This window comes from Moritella marina ATCC 15381 (assembly GCF_008931805.1).
Classification (GTDB): Bacteria; Pseudomonadota; Gammaproteobacteria; order Enterobacterales; family Moritellaceae; genus Moritella; species Moritella marina.
This window is the reverse complement of sequence record NZ_CP044399.1, coordinates 2,528,877-2,545,411: the sequence shown is the minus strand read 5'-3', so window position 1 is coordinate 2,545,411 and position 16,535 is coordinate 2,528,877. Positions and strand designations below refer to the sequence as shown.

General features: G+C 41.3%; 16 protein-coding genes and 1 tRNA gene. 16 read left to right on the top strand and 1 reads right to left on the bottom strand.

Annotation, left to right across the window (positions count from 1 at the left end; all coding sequences use genetic code 11):
* Positions 1-34: 34 nt before the first annotated feature.
* Complete coding sequence (locus FR932_RS11420; protein WP_019442022.1) at positions 35-304, bottom strand: hypothetical protein; 270 nt, start codon at positions 302-304, stop codon at positions 35-37.
* A 255-nt stretch (positions 305-559) separates the two neighbouring features.
* Here FR932_RS11420 and FR932_RS11415 point away from each other — a divergent pair, with 255 nt between their 5' ends.
* The 16 genes from FR932_RS11415 (at position 560) to FR932_RS11340 (ending at position 16,437) form a co-directional block, all read left to right on the top strand.
* On the top strand, positions 560-1,723 hold the full coding sequence (locus FR932_RS11415; protein ID WP_019442023.1) for a flagellar assembly protein T N-terminal domain-containing protein: 1,164 nt from the start codon (positions 560-562) through the stop codon (positions 1,721-1,723).
* A gap of 234 nt (positions 1,724-1,957) precedes the next feature.
* Positions 1,958-3,040 (top strand): alpha/beta hydrolase, encoded by a 1,083-nt coding sequence (locus tag FR932_RS11410; RefSeq protein ID WP_019442024.1) that lies wholly within the window; start codon positions 1,958-1,960, stop codon positions 3,038-3,040.
* Between the two features lie 90 nt (positions 3,041-3,130).
* Positions 3,131-5,560, top strand: a complete 2,430-nt coding sequence (locus tag FR932_RS11405) for an amidohydrolase family protein (protein WP_019442025.1) — start codon at positions 3,131-3,133, stop codon at positions 5,558-5,560.
* Between the two features lie 296 nt (positions 5,561-5,856).
* Positions 5,857-6,690, top strand: a complete 834-nt coding sequence (locus FR932_RS11400) for a YbaY family lipoprotein (protein ID WP_019442026.1) — start codon at positions 5,857-5,859, stop codon at positions 6,688-6,690.
* Between the two features lie 83 nt (positions 6,691-6,773).
* Entirely contained in the window at positions 6,774-7,313 is a 540-nt protein-coding gene (locus FR932_RS11395) for a DUF3332 family protein (protein ID WP_019442027.1), read from the top strand.
* A 224-nt stretch (positions 7,314-7,537) separates the two neighbouring features.
* Positions 7,538-7,957, top strand: coding sequence for an organic hydroperoxide reductase Ohr (ohr, locus tag FR932_RS11390; RefSeq protein WP_019442028.1), 420 nt, complete (start codon positions 7,538-7,540; stop codon positions 7,955-7,957).
* 1 nt (position 7,958) lies between these two features.
* Positions 7,959-8,363, top strand: a complete 405-nt coding sequence (locus tag FR932_RS11385; RefSeq protein ID WP_019442029.1) for a DoxX family protein — start codon at positions 7,959-7,961, stop codon at positions 8,361-8,363.
* A gap of 502 nt (positions 8,364-8,865) precedes the next feature.
* The gene (locus tag FR932_RS11380) at positions 8,866-9,600 is read left to right on the top strand and encodes a nucleoside recognition domain-containing protein (RefSeq protein WP_019442030.1); all 735 of its coding nucleotides are present in this window, start codon (positions 8,866-8,868) and stop codon (positions 9,598-9,600) included.
* A complete protein-coding gene (locus tag FR932_RS11375; protein WP_019442031.1) occupies positions 9,600-10,067 on the top strand; it encodes a YjiG family protein in 468 nt (155 codons plus the stop codon). Before FR932_RS11380 ends, FR932_RS11375 begins: the two co-directional genes overlap by 1 nt.
* A 10-nt stretch (positions 10,068-10,077) precedes the next feature.
* Positions 10,078-11,223, top strand: a complete 1,146-nt coding sequence (locus FR932_RS11370) for a M20 family metallopeptidase (protein WP_019442032.1) — start codon at positions 10,078-10,080, stop codon at positions 11,221-11,223.
* Positions 11,224-11,344: 121 nt separating this feature from the next.
* On the top strand, positions 11,345-13,132 hold the full coding sequence (frdA, locus tag FR932_RS11365; RefSeq protein WP_019442033.1) for a fumarate reductase (quinol) flavoprotein subunit: 1,788 nt from the start codon (positions 11,345-11,347) through the stop codon (positions 13,130-13,132).
* On the top strand, positions 13,132-13,890 hold the full coding sequence (locus tag FR932_RS11360) for a succinate dehydrogenase/fumarate reductase iron-sulfur subunit (RefSeq protein WP_019442034.1): 759 nt from the start codon (positions 13,132-13,134) through the stop codon (positions 13,888-13,890). Before frdA ends, FR932_RS11360 begins: the two co-directional genes overlap by 1 nt.
* Before the next feature lie 12 nt (positions 13,891-13,902).
* A complete protein-coding gene (locus FR932_RS11355) occupies positions 13,903-14,292 on the top strand; it encodes a fumarate reductase subunit C (protein WP_019442035.1) in 390 nt (129 codons plus the stop codon).
* 9 nt (positions 14,293-14,301) lie between these two features.
* Positions 14,302-14,679 (top strand): fumarate reductase subunit FrdD, encoded by a 378-nt coding sequence (gene frdD / locus FR932_RS11350; RefSeq protein ID WP_019442036.1) that lies wholly within the window; start codon positions 14,302-14,304, stop codon positions 14,677-14,679.
* A 263-nt stretch (positions 14,680-14,942) separates the two neighbouring features.
* Complete coding sequence (locus FR932_RS11345; RefSeq protein ID WP_019442037.1) at positions 14,943-16,157, top strand: ammonium transporter; 1,215 nt, start codon at positions 14,943-14,945, stop codon at positions 16,155-16,157.
* A gap of 189 nt (positions 16,158-16,346) precedes the next feature.
* A tRNA-Ser gene (locus FR932_RS11340) sits at positions 16,347-16,437 on the top strand.
* Positions 16,438-16,535: the final 98 nt, after the last annotated feature.

The window sequence follows — 16,535 nt, the reverse complement described above, 5'->3', positions numbered from 1 at the left end:
TTCCTTAAGTGCTTTAATTATTGTCATTAAACCGTTATTTACCGCTGGTTGAAACGTCGCGGCGGTAAGGGTAGGTATAAGGACTTCTAAATATATTGTTGTACTGTTCTTTAGTAAGCATACTTTGTGCCATGTTTGAATTTCTGCCATTTGGCTGATAAACAGGCTGCACAATAATCTGTTTGATGACCACCGGCTGTACTTTGGTATTTGCACCCGTTAATAATACGTGGCTAGGTTCTTCAATGACAGTACATGCTGAAGTCAACACAACCGCTAATGACGGTAGTAAAAAACGCTTCATATTCATTCCTACATTTACATTATTACGTGATAATAAAAGGCATACCTTTAATCGTCTAGGTCTGGTTATATGTGTGACCAATGTATAAATACAAGCAATTAACTTGCCAAAATATCATTGCCGCCTCATTTTTATAATGATACCGCTTTTATGGCCTAATTTAACCTAGATGTTATTTTATATTTAAAAAAAATTGATCTGGTACAAATGTTGCTTTTAAAATACACATCTCCAGAATTAATATGCGATTAAAAAATGAAAAAACTGCTATTACTATTATTAGTTTGTTGCTCGTTCACCTTACATGCCGAGTGGTATGAGGTTGAGGGTGAAGCGATTATTATTGACAATGATGTTGATATCGCACGTGAATTAGCGGTGCGTAATGCCTTGAAACAAGCGCTATTATATGCCGGAGCATCGGTTTCAAGCTTACAGTCTTTCAATGGCGGAAAAATACTATCAGATCGTTTTCAGGTCCGTATGGATGGAGAAGTCAGGGATATTCGTTTAAAAAGTGAATCAATTAAACGCGATAAGATCACGGTACAAGTTATCACGGATATTGTTGCTGACCGTAATAAATGTTTAAGCGCTGGTTATCAGAAGTCTGTCTCGTTATTACGCTTTAATATACGTCACCGTGAACAAGCCAGCTATGGTGGTATCTACAATATTAATGAATCATTTAGCCGCTTGTTATATCAAAGCCTGCGTAAAAATAGTCAAACTTTTGATGCGCGAGAATTTATTAATCAAAATATTGGTTTTAGCGGCAGTTCTTTGCCGTTACGTGGGAATTTGACATCACATGAAGTGAAACAAATTAGTAAATCAGCGGATAGCCAATACATTATTTTAGGCTCTATTACCGATATATCAACCTTTAAACCGGCAGTAAATGGTATTGCTAAAATACTCGCTGGTGACTTGCCTGACCGTAATTTCCGTTTGAATGTACAAGTATTCGATGGCTTTAATGGTAGTTTATTGTTTGATCGTAATTACAGTAAAGTGACTAAGTGGGAATTTGCAAAACACCGTATTGTTGATACCGACACGCTAAAGTTTTGGCGTTCTGAATTTGGTAACGCTTTGGAACTGATTATTGATGATGTGCTGTTTGATTTAGATGCGAGTTTACAGTGTAAATCGGTGGAAGCGCGTGTTATCGCTGTGGATGGCAATGAGGTAAATATTAATATTGGTCGCAACAATGGCTTAAAATTAGGCGACCGTTTTTTGATTAAACATACGGGCAGTTATGTTGATCAGTTTGGCATCCATCGTAAAAAAGAAACCAATAGTAGTAGCCAAGTAGAAGTAACAAAATTGTATGAGCAACAAGCAAGTTTAATGACAGTGGATAGACAGCCAACTGGAAATGTTCAAATCGATGACCTGGTTATATTAAATTAATGCGTTAGTTATATTTAATTAATGGCAGTGAGCTTTTATTTGGACTTGTGACACAGATTCATATCCTTATATGGATACTGAGGTTTAGTCCTTGTTTATTTTATGTTTCGTCGTTGATATTTGTATTTTGAGGATGATATTGTTATAGCTTGGTCTCGGTCGAATTGCTGATACGACTTATTGATATTAATTACTCATACCAATTGCGCATACTACTCGGGGAGTTATCACTATATGTGGTTTTTAATTATTGCTGTTATCGTCGTTGTGCTTATGCTCGCTATCCGTAACTTGTATGGTGATGATCTACGCCAGTACGACAGTACTGATTTAAGCGCGACGTTTTATCGTCCTACACCTTCCTATAAATACCCGCAAGCATTGGCACTTATCGAAAGCATTCAAGAGCCAATCAATTTTATTAAACCGAGTAAATACCTGTATGCCTTACGTCAAAATATTGATTGCCTAGGGGATATTGAATTAGATTGTGACATTATCCCTGTCTCCAGCCATTTTAATGAGCAGAAGGTAGTCGGGGAGTGGGTGATCAGTAAAAACAGTGATGTGAACAAGCGCTTACTCTATATCCATGGGGGCGGGTTTGCTGTGGGTAGTGCAAAGAGTCACCGGGTTGTTACAGAGCGTTTATCGCGCGAGCTCGGTGTGGCGGTATTCGCGGTGAATTATGACATGATCCCTGATGGTTCGCGTACTCAAGGCATTCAAGACTGTCGTAACGCTTATCAATGGTTACTTGAGCACAACCCTTATAATCCGCAAGTATGTCATCGGATTTATGCCGCGGGTGATTCTGCGGGTGGTAATTTAACACTTGCACTGATTGGTTGGCTCAAACACCAAGATATCCGTCAGGTTGATGCTGCAATTGCAATATGTCCTTGTATTGATAGCACCTTTAGTTATGGCAGTTTGAACTATAATGCCAAAACTGATTTTTTGTTAAACCCGTTCATGGGTAAATTCCATCACTTTCCACAATTCATATTGCTTATTTGGGTCGCGATCTTGTTCCGTATGAATCCACGAGACCCTAAAATATCGCCTATTTTTGCCAACTTATCTGACTTACCCCCGATCTTGATCCAAGCTAGTGATACAGAAATGATGGTTGATGATTCGCGTCGTTATACCAATAAAGCCCGTTCACAAGGTTCTGATGTACGATTGCAGACCTGGTCTAATATGCTCCACGTTTGGCATTTATTTGATTTAGAAGAGGCTGACGAAGCATATGCTGAAATTGGTAAATTTGTCGCACAAAGTGAGCATGAATTAATAAAAGCGGCGGGTTAAGTGCCCGTTCCTCGCGGTGATTTTATGGTTTTATAGTGACTGATATGTTACTTTATGCCCACTTTCACTGAGTTTAAAGGGAGTGACGTAATGTCCACTCAAGGCTTAACTAGCCCTATTCAATCGTTTTCTGTTTTTGTACAGTCGTTTATGCAGTATTTTATGCAAATAACGCTATTGTGCGCGCTATTATTTAGTCTGCAAGTTAATGCCTCGACGACGACCAAAGCTGAGACGACTGCTAGCTTAAATACAGACTTAACGACCGCTCTAACTAACGATTTGAATAGTGACTTGAATACCGCCTCGAATGCGCTGACAACGGCCACTCCAGTAAGTGAAGAACAAGCTACCAAGGCATCGTCTATAAAAGTACCTGCTACAACAATATCGGATACAAAAGTACCGCCTATAAAAGCTGTGCAGGTTATTGCTGACGCAATTTATTTTGGCGGTGATATTCTGACGATGGCTGACGTGCTACCGAGTTATGCTGAAGCTGTTGCGACTAAAGATACCAAGATCATCTTTGTCGGTAGCAAACTTGAAGCGATGAAATTCAGTGGCGATAATACCAAACTGATTAATATTAGCGGTAAAACCATGCTGCCGGGTTTTATCGAACCGCATGTACATCCTTCTATTGCCGCAATCATGTTACCTAATGAAATTATTGCACCTTATGATTGGGTACTACCGAGCGAAGTTAAAAAGGGCGTCTCTGGGCATTTCGCTTATCTCGAACGTTTAAAACAATCAATTGAAGCCAATGCTAAAGAAGATAAGGTGTTTTTTGTTTGGGGTTATCATCAGCTTTGGCATGGTGAATTAACACGTCAAATATTAAATGAATTGTCACCAGATAAGCCGGTGGCGATCATTCACCGTTCTTTCCATGAAGTTTTCTTAAACGATGCAGCGATAAAGAAGTTTGCTCTTAAAAAGGCGGATTTTGCTGACAACCCACAAGTTGATTGGGATAAAGGTCATTTTTATGAAGGTGGTTGGTTAGCATTAGTCCCTAAAATTGCAGCAGATTTAATTAATCCTGAAAGTTATAAACTCGGGTTGAAGATCATGTCACAATTGGTGCTTAAAAACGGAATTACGACCATTGCGGAACCCGGCTTTCCAAGCTCTAATTTTGAATTGGAGTATAAACCACTCAAATCGGAAATGGACCAAGAGCCTCCTTATGATGTATTTCTGATCCCAAGTGGCACTTATTTATATAACGCCAAGGGTCAAAGTAATCAGAAAGCGTTAGACTTCATTGAAACCTTAGAGAGCGAATACAATACCGATAACATTACGTTTTTACCTAAGCAGGTTAAACTGTTTTCCGATGGTGCTATTTATTCTCAGCTAATGCAGATGAAAGACGGTTATCTTGATGGTCACGAAGGTGAGTGGATGACGCCGTTGGATTTATTTCAGCAGCAGTTAAGTTTTTATTGGGATAACGGTTATCAGATCCACGTGCATGCCAATGGCGATTTAGGTATTCAGCAAGTATTGGATTTTAATAAAGCCGATCAGGCTCGATTAGCACGTGAAGATCATCGATTGACGCTACATCACATGGGCTATTTTACCCCTGCTCAAGTGAGGCAATTGGCTGATTTAGATATTGATGCCTCGGTTAATCCTTATTACTTATGGGCGCTAGCAGATAAGTACGCGGAAGTCGGGCTAGGTAGCAAGCGTGCTGAGAATTTAGTTCGTGTTAATAGTTTAATGAAAAATGATGTGCCTGTGTCATTCCATTCTGATTTTTCAATGGCCCCCATGGAGCCATTAACATTAGCGTGGACGGCTGTTAACCGAATTACATCTACAGGTAAGAAGGTGTCACAAGGTGAGCGTATTACTGCTTATCAAGCGATGCAAGCCATTACCATTAATGCCGCTTATACATTAAGACTGGAAGATACAATTGGATCTATCGTTGTGGGTAAAACGGCTAACTTTACGCTGCTTGAACAAAACCCGCTAAAAGTAACACCAATGCAGATAAAAGATATCCCGGTATGGGGCGTGGTGTTTGAAGACCAGGTCAATACGGTAGTGGTGGCGCCGAAGAAGAAGAATCTAGAAGTGCGGGTTATTTATTTAGAACGTTCAACGTTACCGCCATCATCTACAATTACGGTGACGCTAGAAGATGTGTCTCAAACTGATATTAGCCATTCAATGCTGGGGCAAAAGACTATCGCAGCGACGACGTCACCGCCTTACAATATTTCGCTGCAGTATGATCCCGCTGCATTTGACAGTAATGGCGACTATGTAGTGCGCGCTAGAATTGAAAATGATGGCAAACCTTTATATTCTGCGACATTAGATTTACCTAGCTTAGATAAGCTCTCTGGGCAGTTATTTGAGTTAATGGTGAAAGCTATTCCACAGGCCCCTGCGGCAGTTGTTAACGCTGTACCACTTTCGGAAGGGGTGACGATGCCAGCTGAATCGACAGCACCTTCTAAACCCGCTCCATCGACAGCACCTACAGCCCCGTAAGCGCCTTCTGTCTCGAAAGTTTTTGCTACCATACGGCTTAATTTGATCTGACCGAGTATTATGTTGAAATAATCTCGGTTTATCCATTAATAATATGTTTATCATACATAGTGCTATTGTATGGTTTGTTTTATTGTGTATTATGCCGCTTCTGGTTTTAACCCGATCTTGTTTACTTAATTTTATATCCAGAAGTGTTTTATCATTTGCTAATTAATGCGGTTCATTCTAATCTCGAGAGTGTGATTCCGGATTCAAGTAATAAGTGCAAAAACTCTTTAAAGGTGGCTATTTACATGCAAAAAAATATATATAGACGAAATCGTAAAACGGCATTGACTGCAGCTGTCATTACCGGGTTATTAATCAGTTTAGCTGGTTGTGTCACGACAGATCAACAAGCAGCTAAAGTAGAACAATCAGTGACGCTTAAGCAACAAACCTTGACTGCCAACGTATTCTATTTACAGCGTATTGCTTTGCCACCTGGCGCACAAGTGAGTTTAATTTTAGAAGATGTGTCTAAAATGGATGTCGCCGCTGAAGTCATCGCCAAGCAGACGATCACAGCCGCGAGTGCGCCACCGTACGCAATTAATTTAAGCTATAACGAAACGCTAATTAAACCGCAACATCGTTATGCTTTACGTGCGCAAATCACGCTTGATGGCCAATTATTGTTTACTAATACAGAGCAGGTTGATGCATTTGCCAATGCTGGCGCAAAACCAACTGAAATTTTAGTGTCGCAAGTACGCCACGAAGCAAAAAGTGACGGCCAAGTAAGCTTGATTGATACACACTGGCAATTGTCGATGTTAGGGACACAAGCGATCACTGCGGATATCACTCAGCAACATCCTCACCTTGTATTCACTCAAGATGATAACAAGGTGGTCGGTTTTGCTGGCTGTAATCGTTTTAGTGGTCGTTATGATGTGCTTACAAATAACGTGAGTCTGACAGAATTAGCTACAACAAAGAAAATGTGCTTTCAACAAATGAACTTGGAAACACAGTTTTTAGCCGCATTATCAGCAACTGATAATTATAAAGTGATTGATAAGATATTAACTTTATACAGTAATACCGGCGTTGCTTTAGGGCAATTTACGGTTCAAGAAAAATAATAAATACGACCTTTAAACCGTTCGTATTTATTAACGCAGCTTTTATTAAAGTAATGTTATTAAAATAGCGAATGGAAAGTAAAATGAAAATGAAAAAATTGATTTGTGCAACGGTTATCGCAGCATCAGTATCTGGGTTAACGGGTTGTATTGGTCAAATGGGTCTGACGCAACTAGCAATGGGCGTAAACTTAAAAGCCGTTGATAACCGTTATGGCCGTGCTGGGATTTATGTGTTGGCAGCACCCGTGTATGGCGTTACGTCATTAGTCGATTTGATGGTGATTAACAGCATCGAGTTTTGGACTGGTACTAACCCGATCACTAAAAAAGGCCCCGCTGTTGCTGATACACCAGTGGAAGCATGGATGAAGGTAAATGATGATATTGACCCTTCATTACGCAGTGCACCACTGACAAATCTTCAGGTATCGGTGCAATCAACATCAATGGAAGTACTTGATGATGACAGTCTGCTATTACAGGTAGCGTACGTAGACGGCAGTAAACAGTCAATAACGGGTAAACGCTTAGCGAATAATGACGTTGCTTTTTATAACCAAGGTCGCTTAGTTGCAGTTGCTAATAACCAGCAATTGCTTGAGCATGTAGCCAGCCTATAAAATTGTTTTGCTTATATCAGCCCGAACATGCCAGTCATGTTCGGGCTTTTTATTATCTAAATTATCAAATTAAAAATAAATTGTGCACAATCTAGTTGTAATTAAGTGTTATCAGGATTATAGTGACTGCAATTGAGTTGCGCGCAATCTAAGTGCGCGTTATTTTAAAATTATTTAAAAGCCAGTTTTAGAATCGGCTTATAATTTATTGATAGGGATAAATGATGACTACACTATATACAACAACTGCAACAGCATCAGCGGGTCGTAACGGCCAAGTAGCAACAGATGACGGCATGTTATCGTTAGCATTAAGTTATCCAAAAGCAATGGGTGGAACGGGTGAAGCAACAAACCCTGAGCAGTTATTTGCAGCAGGTTATGCGGCTTGTTTCTCGAATGCTATTTTGCATGTAGCCCGTGAAATGAAAATTAAACTGACTGCTGCACCGGTATCTGCTGAAGTGGGTATTGGTCCTAACGCAACGGGTGGTTTTGCATTAACAGTTAGCCTTGCCATTGAGCTTGCGTTACCACAAGCAGATGCAGAACAGTTAGTTGCAACAGCACATCAAGTTTGCCCTTATTCAAATGCGGTTCGCGGTAATATCGATGTGCAACTGAGCGTAAAGGGTGAAGCATAAGATGGATAAGATGTTATTAACCGCTGGTCGTATCTTACTGGCACTGTATTTTTTAATTCCAGGTATTATGAAGTTTGTATCTTGGGATATGCACATCGGCCTAATGGAAAAGCATAACATGCCATTCGTGCCTGTATTACTTGCAGCTGCAGGCGTATTTCAGATTGTGGCTGCGATCTTACTGATTGCCAATCGTTATACTGCGATTTTGGCGTTATTACTGGCAGGTTTAGTGTTGGTGATTAATGTGAACTTGCATGATTTCTGGAACTTAGCGGGTCTTGAAGGCGCACATGAAATGCAAAACTTCATTAAAAACTTAGGCATTCTTGCTGGCTTGTTGGTGTTGTCAGGCCATTCTTGGTCATCGACTTGCGCAACGAAGATAGATAAAGTGAAAAAATAACATAGTTAGTCAACATAGTTAGTTAATATATTGAAAGCACTAAGCTGACATTGTCGTTTAGTGCTTTTTAGCACCTTTACCAGCATGCCGCACTGTATCTGAAACAATATTAATGCACTTTTTACTGCTCGTTTTTTAGACGAGATAGTGACGCTCTTATTAAATGCCATCTCTCGTTAAAAATGAAACTCTCCCGAGCTAATATTGAATTGATAGAGTGAAATAGCTATTTCACTAAATAATTCACACCTAAAGTTGTTTATCTCTATCAATCCTGCAGGTTACCGATAATATCCTTCAACATTCTCGTTTTTACAATATATAAGTCTGCAATTAAAGCCTGGTCACAAAATATAAGCACTATTAACACCTTGATTCTATTTAGTTGTTTTTGTTGATGCAAATCAATTCTTTTAATCTCAGCTCATTCAGAATACCCCTAAATGGTTACGAGGTTATTCGGCAATTTTTGCCCTTGTCTGACAAGTATATAGAGGTGTTTATGACTGAACCAACTGTCAAGGATCCGAAAGTGAAGATCGGTGGATATATTGCACTTGTTTTTGCGATCGTCTTTTTCTCTGGTCTGATGAAATCGAACGAATGGTATGGCGTATTTGATTTCACCACTCTTAATGGTTCTTTCGGTAAGGTGGCATATTCAGTGTCTGACACGGCCGATGGTGTCGAAGTTGCAACAACCTCACTGCGTGGTAAAGGCGGTAGTGGTGCGCGTGACGGTTTCATTTTTGCGTTAACCCTCATCCCAACAGTCATGTTTGCGCTAGGTATGATTAATGTACTTGAGCATTACGGTGCGCTAAAAGCAGCACGTAAATTATTAACACCGCTATTGCGCCCATTAATGGGGATCCCTGGAAACTCAGGTCTCGCCCTTATCGCCTCACTGCAAAGTACCGATGCGGGTGCGGCAATGACACGTCAGTTAAAAGATGAAAAACATTTAACCAAACGTGAAACCGATGTCTTTACGATGTTCCAATTTACAGCGGGTGCCGCCATTGTGAACTTCTTCTCTTCAGGCGCAGTGCTCTTTACCTTAACAAATCCCGACGGATCTACGGCTGTACCTTCTTCTATTGGGCTTGCCGTTATCGTGATGTTCGCATTCAAATTTGTTGGCGCAAATCTATTCCGTCTTTATTTGAACATTACCGAGGGCAAGGAAGGCAGTACCAAAGATAACGACAAGAAAATGCTTGAGGAGACAGTGTAATGAGTAATGTAACAGCAAAAAAACCTATGGTTACCGACATCTTCGTTGAAGGCGCTAAAAAAGGTTGGGTCATTGCAACGACTTCTACTGTACCAAATGTATTGATGGCCTTTGTGATTATTAAAGCCTTACAGATCACGGGTGCTCTTGCCTTAATGGGTACTGTGTTTTCGCCGATAATGGAAGTCTTTGGTCTACCTGGCGAAGCTGCTGCGGTATTAATTGGTGCCTGGATGTCGATGGGTGGGGCTGTCGGTGTGGTTATCACTTTATTTGACCAAGGTATTTTGAATGGTGCTCATATTGCAATTCTTGCACCGGCTATCTATTTGATGGGCTCTCAAGTGCAATACATGGGTCGTATTATGGGACCTATTGGCACTGAAGGTCGCTACATTCCAGTTATGATCGTAATTTCAGTATTGAATGCATTTGGTGCGATGCTCGTTATGAACATCATCCTTTAAGAGGTACACAATGAATTTATCTTTAAATGAATATTTAGCAGAATTACGTCCGCTCATCAATGTCGACTGCGGTACCTATACTGTTGACGGTATTGCGTTCATTGTCAGTGAAATGACTGCGAAATATGCGGCAATGAATGGGTGGTCTATTAAACAAATTGATTGTGGTAAAGCGGGTATTGGTCTTGAAGTGCGTAATAAACCAGACGCGGAAGATATCGATGTGTTGTTGCTTGGACATATGGACACGGTTTTTCCTGTTGGTACTGCTGCTGAGCGCCCTATGACGACCGATGAGACTAAAGCGTATGGTCCTGGTGTGTCTGATATGAAGTCAGGTTTACTGAATGTAGTTTACGCATTACGTCATATTGAGCAATCGGTACTGGATGAGTTGTCGATTTGTATATGTATGAATCCAGATGAAGAAACGGGTTCGCTCTATTCTGTTGACTGGCTCCAAGCAACAGCCAAGCAAGCTAAACATGTCTTAGTTGCTGAAGCTGCACGCGCAGACGGTGGTTTGGTTAAAGCACGTAAAGGAATGGCCCGTTACAAAATGACCTTTAAGGGCAAAGCCGCGCATGCGGGTAATGAGCCTGACAAGGGGCGCAGTGCAATTACTGAAATGGCGAATTGGATCTTAGCAACCAACGCAATGACTAATTTTGAGTCGGGCACCACGTTAAATGTCGGTGTTGTTGCGGGTGGTGCTGGCGCCAATATTGTCCCAGATTTAGCGACTGCTATCGTCGATGTACGATTCTGGGATAACGCGGAATACGACCAGGTTGATACAGCTTTAAATGGCATGACACAAACACCATTCGTTGACGGTGTCTCGATTGAATTAGTGCGTGAAGCCTACAAGCCTTCAATGGTACCGACTGAGCAAACACAGGCATTGATGACACTCGTTGAGGAATCAGCGCAAGCATTAGCCATTAAGATTAATTGGAAAGAAGCAGGCGGCGGCTCGGATGCCAATAATACGGCCATTCTAGGAGTACCAACATTAGATGGTTTCGGACCCATTGGTGCTGGTTTTCATAGTGCGGATGAGTATTTATTACTTGAATCAATAACACCGCGTATTCATTTGTTAATGCGGGTATTAACCAAGTTAGCCGAAAATAAAAGCAAAGATAAAAAATAATAAAAACAACAATATAACGCGCGGCCTAATCATGTGTTAAAGCAGGTGCCAAGTCGATGCGTTATTCGCAATTCGAATAATCTTGAGAAATCAAGGTTCATCAATTTTGATGTGAGTGAAAATGCATAAATTTAAAATAATTCAAACAGATGTAGCCATTATTGGCGCTGGTGGTTCTGGTTTACGCGCTGCGATAGAAATAGCGGAAAATAATCCCGAGCTGGATATTGCGCTGATTTCCAAAGTCTATCCAATGCGTAGCCATACCGTTGCGGCCGAAGGTGGCGCGGCTGGCGTTGCACAAGATCATGACTCTTTAGATAATCATTTTAACGATACTGTGTCAGGTGGCGATTGGTTGTGTGACCAAGATGTTGTCGAGTACTTTGTCGAGAATGCAGCTAAACAACTTACCCAGTTAGAGCATTGGGGCTGTCCATGGAGTCGTAAACCTGACGGTTCGATAAACGTGCGTGCATTTGGCGGCATGAAAATCGAACGTACATGGTTTGCAGCAGATAAAAGCGGTTTCCATATACTGCATACATTGTTCCAGACATCTGTTCAGCATCCTAAAATTACCCGTTTCGATGAGCATTTTTGTTTAGATTTAATCGTAGAAGACGGCAAGATACAGGGGGTGGTCATTCTTGATATCGCTGAAGGTGAAATCAAACTGATCCAAGCTAAATCGGTGATCATGGCAACGGGTGGTGCTGGGCGTGTGTATAGCTACAACACTAACGGCGGCATTGTAACGGGTGATGGCATGTCTCTGGCTTATCGCCATGGCATCGCATTGCGCGATATGGAATTTGTGCAATACCATCCAACAGGCTTACCAGGTAGCGGTATTTTAATGACCGAAGGTTGTCGTGGTGAAGGCGGTATCTTAGTGAATAAAGACGGCTATCGTTACCTGCAAGATTATGGTTTAGGACCGGAAGTACCCGTTGGTCAAACCAAGAATAAATACATGGAACTGGGTCCGCGCGACAAACTGAGCCAATGTTTCTGGCAAGAGCAGCAAAAAGGTCGTGTTGTTGAAGGCGACCGTGGTGATTATGTCTATCTAGATCTACGCCATTTAGGCGAAGAGAAAATCAATGAACGCTTGCCTTTCATTCGTGAATTGGCAAAAGCGTATGTTGGTGTTGATCCTGTGCATGAACCAATCCCTGTACGTCCAACTGTGCATTACACCATGGGCGGTATTGCCACTAATGCGAAAACAGCGACCTCACTGGCTGGTTTATATGCCATTGGTGAATGTGCATCCGTTGGTTTACATGGTGCTAACCGTTTAGGCTCGAACTCATTGACTGAGTTAGCTGTATTTGGTCAGTTAGCAGGGCAAGAAGCGGCTAAATATGCCAAAAATACTCAACATCAAGATATCGCACCACTGAAAGCACAAACTGAAGCGGTGATTAAACGCATGAATGATTTACTGCACAGTGATGGCAGTGAAAAGTCAGCGGATATCCGTCAAGAGATGGGCGATTGCATGGAAGCGGGCGTGGGCATCTACCGTACTCAAGAATCGATGCAAAAGACCATTGATAAATTAGCCGAGCTAAAACAGCGTTATAAAAACGTCAAGGTCGAAGATAAATCGAGTGTGTTCAATACTGATTTCTTATATACCATTGAACTGGGTTATTTACTCGATACCGCTGAAGCGATGGCGCACAGTGCTATTTTACGTCAAGAATCTCGTGGTTCACATCAACGTATTGATGGTTTTGAAGCGCGCGATGATGATAAGTTTTTGAAACATTCGATGGCTTATTATCAAGCTGATCAAGCACCAAAAATTGATTATAGCGAAGTGAAGATCACCAAGAGCCAGCCTGCAGTCCGTGCCTATGGTGCAGCTGGTGAGAAATTAGCGCAGGAGGCAAAATAATGACTCAGCCAACGATGAAAATTGATATTCAGCGTTACCGTCCAGAGATGGATGAAAAACCGTTTATGCAAACTTTTGAACTGCCTTACAAAGCAGATATGTCAGTGTTAGAAGCGCTGCAATATATTAAAGATAATCTTGATAGCAGCATCAGTTTCCGCTGGTCTTGTCGTATGGCTATTTGCGGCAGTTGTGGTTTGATGGTTGACGGTGTGCCGAAACTGGGTTGTAAAGCTTTTTTACGTGATTATTATCCTAAAACACTGACTTTAAAGCCTTTAGCTAACTTTCCGATTGAGCGTGATTTAGTCGCCGTTATGGATGATTTCATTAAGAAACTGGAAGAGATAAAGCCTTATATTATCCCTGCAAAAACCGCATCAAACGAAAAGAAATGCTTATCTGACGGTGCTTATAAACAAACACCAGAGCAAATGGAGAAATATAAAAAGTACTCCATGTGCATTAACTGTGGTTTGTGTTACTCAGCGTGTCCGCAGTACGCATTAGACAAGAAATTTACCGGTCCTGCAGCACTGGCATTACTTGCGCGTTATAACCGTGACAGTCGTGATGCTGGTAAAGCAGAACGTATGAAAATTGTTAATCAAGAAGAAGGCGTTTGGGGTTGTACGTTTGTTGGTTATTGTTCAGTTGTTTGTCCAAAAGGGGTTGATCCTGCTGGAGCGATTCAACTTCTGAAAGTTGAGAGCAGTAAAGATTATCTAATTGGCATGTTTAAACCTGAGCCAGCATAGTGAGGAGTCACAATGAGCAAACGTAAACCTTATGTACAAGAGTTACCAACAGATTGGTGGATGAAACAACTTTTTTATACTAAATACATGATCCGTGAAGGCAGTAGTGTATTCATTACGATTTATAGTTTAATACTGGCGTGGGGGGTATTGCGATTAAGCCAAGGTGAAGCTGCTTTTAATGCCTGGATGACATCATTACAAAGTCCAGTTGCGATTATTGTCCACCTTATCGCATTAGCACTGGCGCTGTACCACACCATCACCTGGTTTTCTTTGGCGCCTAAAGCGGTTGATCTATGGATCAAAGGTAAAGCGCTTGATGACAAGTTCATTGTCTCTGGGCATTACGCGGCCTTTATTTTTGCGACTGTTTTTTGTCTATTCGTTATCATGGTGTAAGGAACTAATATGTCTGAAATGAACAAGAAAACCTACGTTCGATCGCATGAGCCGATATTTTGGGGATTGTTTGGTGCTGGTGGCATGTTAACTGCGTTTTTAACACCAGTGATGATTTTAATTACTGGACTGCTAATTCCATTGGGGATCATAGATCAAGGCAACTTTAATTATCAAACCTTGCATGGTTTTGCGACCACTTGGTATGGCGCTGGTATTATATTGGTGTTAATTGCGTTGCCGTTATGGCACACCTTGCACCGTATCTTTCATGCATTACATGATTTAGGGATTAAGCGTGGCCGTGATTGGCAGCAAGTATTGAGCTATGGCTTTGCATTTGCGGTGACGGTGTTTGTATTTACTTTGTTGCTACAAATGAGCTAAGTGCTCGCTGTCAATATTATGTTTTATTAAGGCGTCCTTTATTGGGCGCTTTTCGTATAGTTAGCCTCAATTACTTATATCGTTCAGTAGATAGCTCTGCTATAGACATCACAGTTACTTGATGTATTATCAATGTAAATGAAATGTATATTTAATGTTTTTACCTTTGTTTTCTTTTTTGTTAGATCAAGGAAAGTGAAGAGTTTACAGGGATGAGATATCAGCGTACTGGATGATGCTGATACTAAAAGAGGGATTTAAAATTGGAAAACGTTAATAGTGCGGTAGAGACGTTAGTGCAAAGCTCTAACACCATGTTTATTTTGCTGGGTGCAATCATGGTTTTAGCCATGCACGCAGGTTTTGCCTTTTTGGAAGTGGGAACTGTTAGGCATAAGAACCAAGTAAATGCCTTGGTGAAGATCATGACAGATTTTGCCATGTCGACATTGGCTTACTTCTTCGTCGGTTATCAAATTGCTTATGGTATGGACTTTTTTGCCAGTGCCAATGAATTAACGCAAAATAGTGGTTATGAATTAGTTAAATTCTTCTTCTTGCTTACCTTTGCAGCAGCAATACCAGCGATTATTTCCGGTGGTGTGGCTGAGCGTGCCAAATTCTATCCGATGCTATTCGCCTCGGTTTTGATCGTCGGTTTTGTTTATCCTTTTTTTGAAGGCATGATTTGGAATGGTAACTATGACTTTCAAGCTTGGTTAGGCGCAACATTTGGCGCCGAATTTCATGATTTTGCTGGTTCAGTCGTCGTACACAGTGTGGGTGGTTGGATAGCATTTGCTGCCATCATGGTGCTAGGCTCACGTCAGGGACGTTACCGTGATGGTCGCGTGATTGCGTTTGCACCTTCAAATATTCCTTTCTTAGCCTTAGGTTCTTGGATCCTCACTGTTGGTTGGTTTGGTTTTAATGTCATGTCAGCACAAACGTTAGATGGTATCTCTGGCTTAGTGGCGGTGAATAGTTTAATGGCGATGGTCGGCGGCACCTTGGTAGCGATGGTGGTCGGTAACAAAGATCCAGGCTTTATTCATAATGGTCCTTTAGCGGGTTTAGTCGCTGTCTGTGCTGGCTCTGATATCATGCATCCGATTGGTGCGCTGGTTGTTGGTGGTGTCGCTGGTGGTTTATTTGTTGCTGTCTTTACCTTAGTGCAAAATAAATTTCCTAAGTTTGATGATGTACTCGGTGTTTGGCCATTACATGGGCTCTGTGGCGCTTGGGGTGGTATTGCTGTAGGCATATTTGGTAGTGAAGCTTTTGGCGGCCTTGGTGGGGTGAGTATGATGGCACAGATTGTCGGTACTATCGCGGGTACTGTTGTAGCACTTGTTGGTGGTTTCTTGGTGTATGGTGTGATCGATAAAGTGGTCGGTATTCGTCTCGATGAAGAATCTGAATATTATGGTGCTGATATCTCTATCCATAAAATTGGTGCGACATCGATGGATAAATAGAGGTGTAAATAGAGTTATAAATAAGGTGAAGTAGGGGGATGTTGGAATAGTGAAAACGTTATATCGAGTCAAATTACAACTATTTGTCTGTAAGTTGAGCTTCGACATTTCGAATGACAACTATTTTTAGCTTATTCAGTGTCGTGTGTTTACATGATACTGAAGTTACTCTATTATTCATCTCGCTGCGGAGGGGTGGCAGAGTGGCCGAATGCACTGGTCTTGAAAACCAGCAGGGGTTAATAGCTCCTCGAGAGTTCAAATCTCTCCTCCTCCGCCATTATTTAGAGAAGCCGGAACCTATTCATTTAGGTTCCGGCTTTTTGCTATCTGGGTATTCACTTATGGCAACACTTATTTCTATTTCTATTTCTACTT

What these genes read in the sequence shown, in the direction of transcription:
- FR932_RS11420 (WP_019442022.1), bottom strand. Translation starts at nt 304, where the DNA reads ATGAAGCGTTTTTTACTACCGTCATTAGCGGTTGTGTTGACTTCAGCA.
- FR932_RS11415 (WP_019442023.1), top strand. Translation starts at nt 560, where the DNA reads ATGAAAAAACTGCTATTACTATTATTAGTTTGTTGCTCGTTCACCTTA.
- FR932_RS11410 (WP_019442024.1), top strand. Translation starts at nt 1,958, where the DNA reads ATGTGGTTTTTAATTATTGCTGTTATCGTCGTTGTGCTTATGCTCGCT.
- FR932_RS11405 (WP_019442025.1), top strand. Translation starts at nt 3,131, where the DNA reads ATGTCCACTCAAGGCTTAACTAGCCCTATTCAATCGTTTTCTGTTTTT.
- FR932_RS11400 (WP_019442026.1), top strand. Translation starts at nt 5,857, where the DNA reads ATGCAAAAAAATATATATAGACGAAATCGTAAAACGGCATTGACTGCA.
- FR932_RS11395 (WP_019442027.1), top strand. Translation starts at nt 6,774, where the DNA reads ATGAAAATGAAAAAATTGATTTGTGCAACGGTTATCGCAGCATCAGTA.
- ohr (WP_019442028.1), top strand. Translation starts at nt 7,538, where the DNA reads ATGACTACACTATATACAACAACTGCAACAGCATCAGCGGGTCGTAAC.
- FR932_RS11385 (WP_019442029.1), top strand. Translation starts at nt 7,959, where the DNA reads ATGGATAAGATGTTATTAACCGCTGGTCGTATCTTACTGGCACTGTAT.
- FR932_RS11380 (WP_019442030.1), top strand. Translation starts at nt 8,866, where the DNA reads ATGACTGAACCAACTGTCAAGGATCCGAAAGTGAAGATCGGTGGATAT.
- FR932_RS11375 (WP_019442031.1), top strand. Translation starts at nt 9,600, where the DNA reads ATGAGTAATGTAACAGCAAAAAAACCTATGGTTACCGACATCTTCGTT.
- FR932_RS11370 (WP_019442032.1), top strand. Translation starts at nt 10,078, where the DNA reads ATGAATTTATCTTTAAATGAATATTTAGCAGAATTACGTCCGCTCATC.
- frdA (WP_019442033.1), top strand. Translation starts at nt 11,345, where the DNA reads ATGCATAAATTTAAAATAATTCAAACAGATGTAGCCATTATTGGCGCT.
- FR932_RS11360 (WP_019442034.1), top strand. Translation starts at nt 13,132, where the DNA reads ATGACTCAGCCAACGATGAAAATTGATATTCAGCGTTACCGTCCAGAG.
- FR932_RS11355 (WP_019442035.1), top strand. Translation starts at nt 13,903, where the DNA reads ATGAGCAAACGTAAACCTTATGTACAAGAGTTACCAACAGATTGGTGG.
- frdD (WP_019442036.1), top strand. Translation starts at nt 14,302, where the DNA reads ATGTCTGAAATGAACAAGAAAACCTACGTTCGATCGCATGAGCCGATA.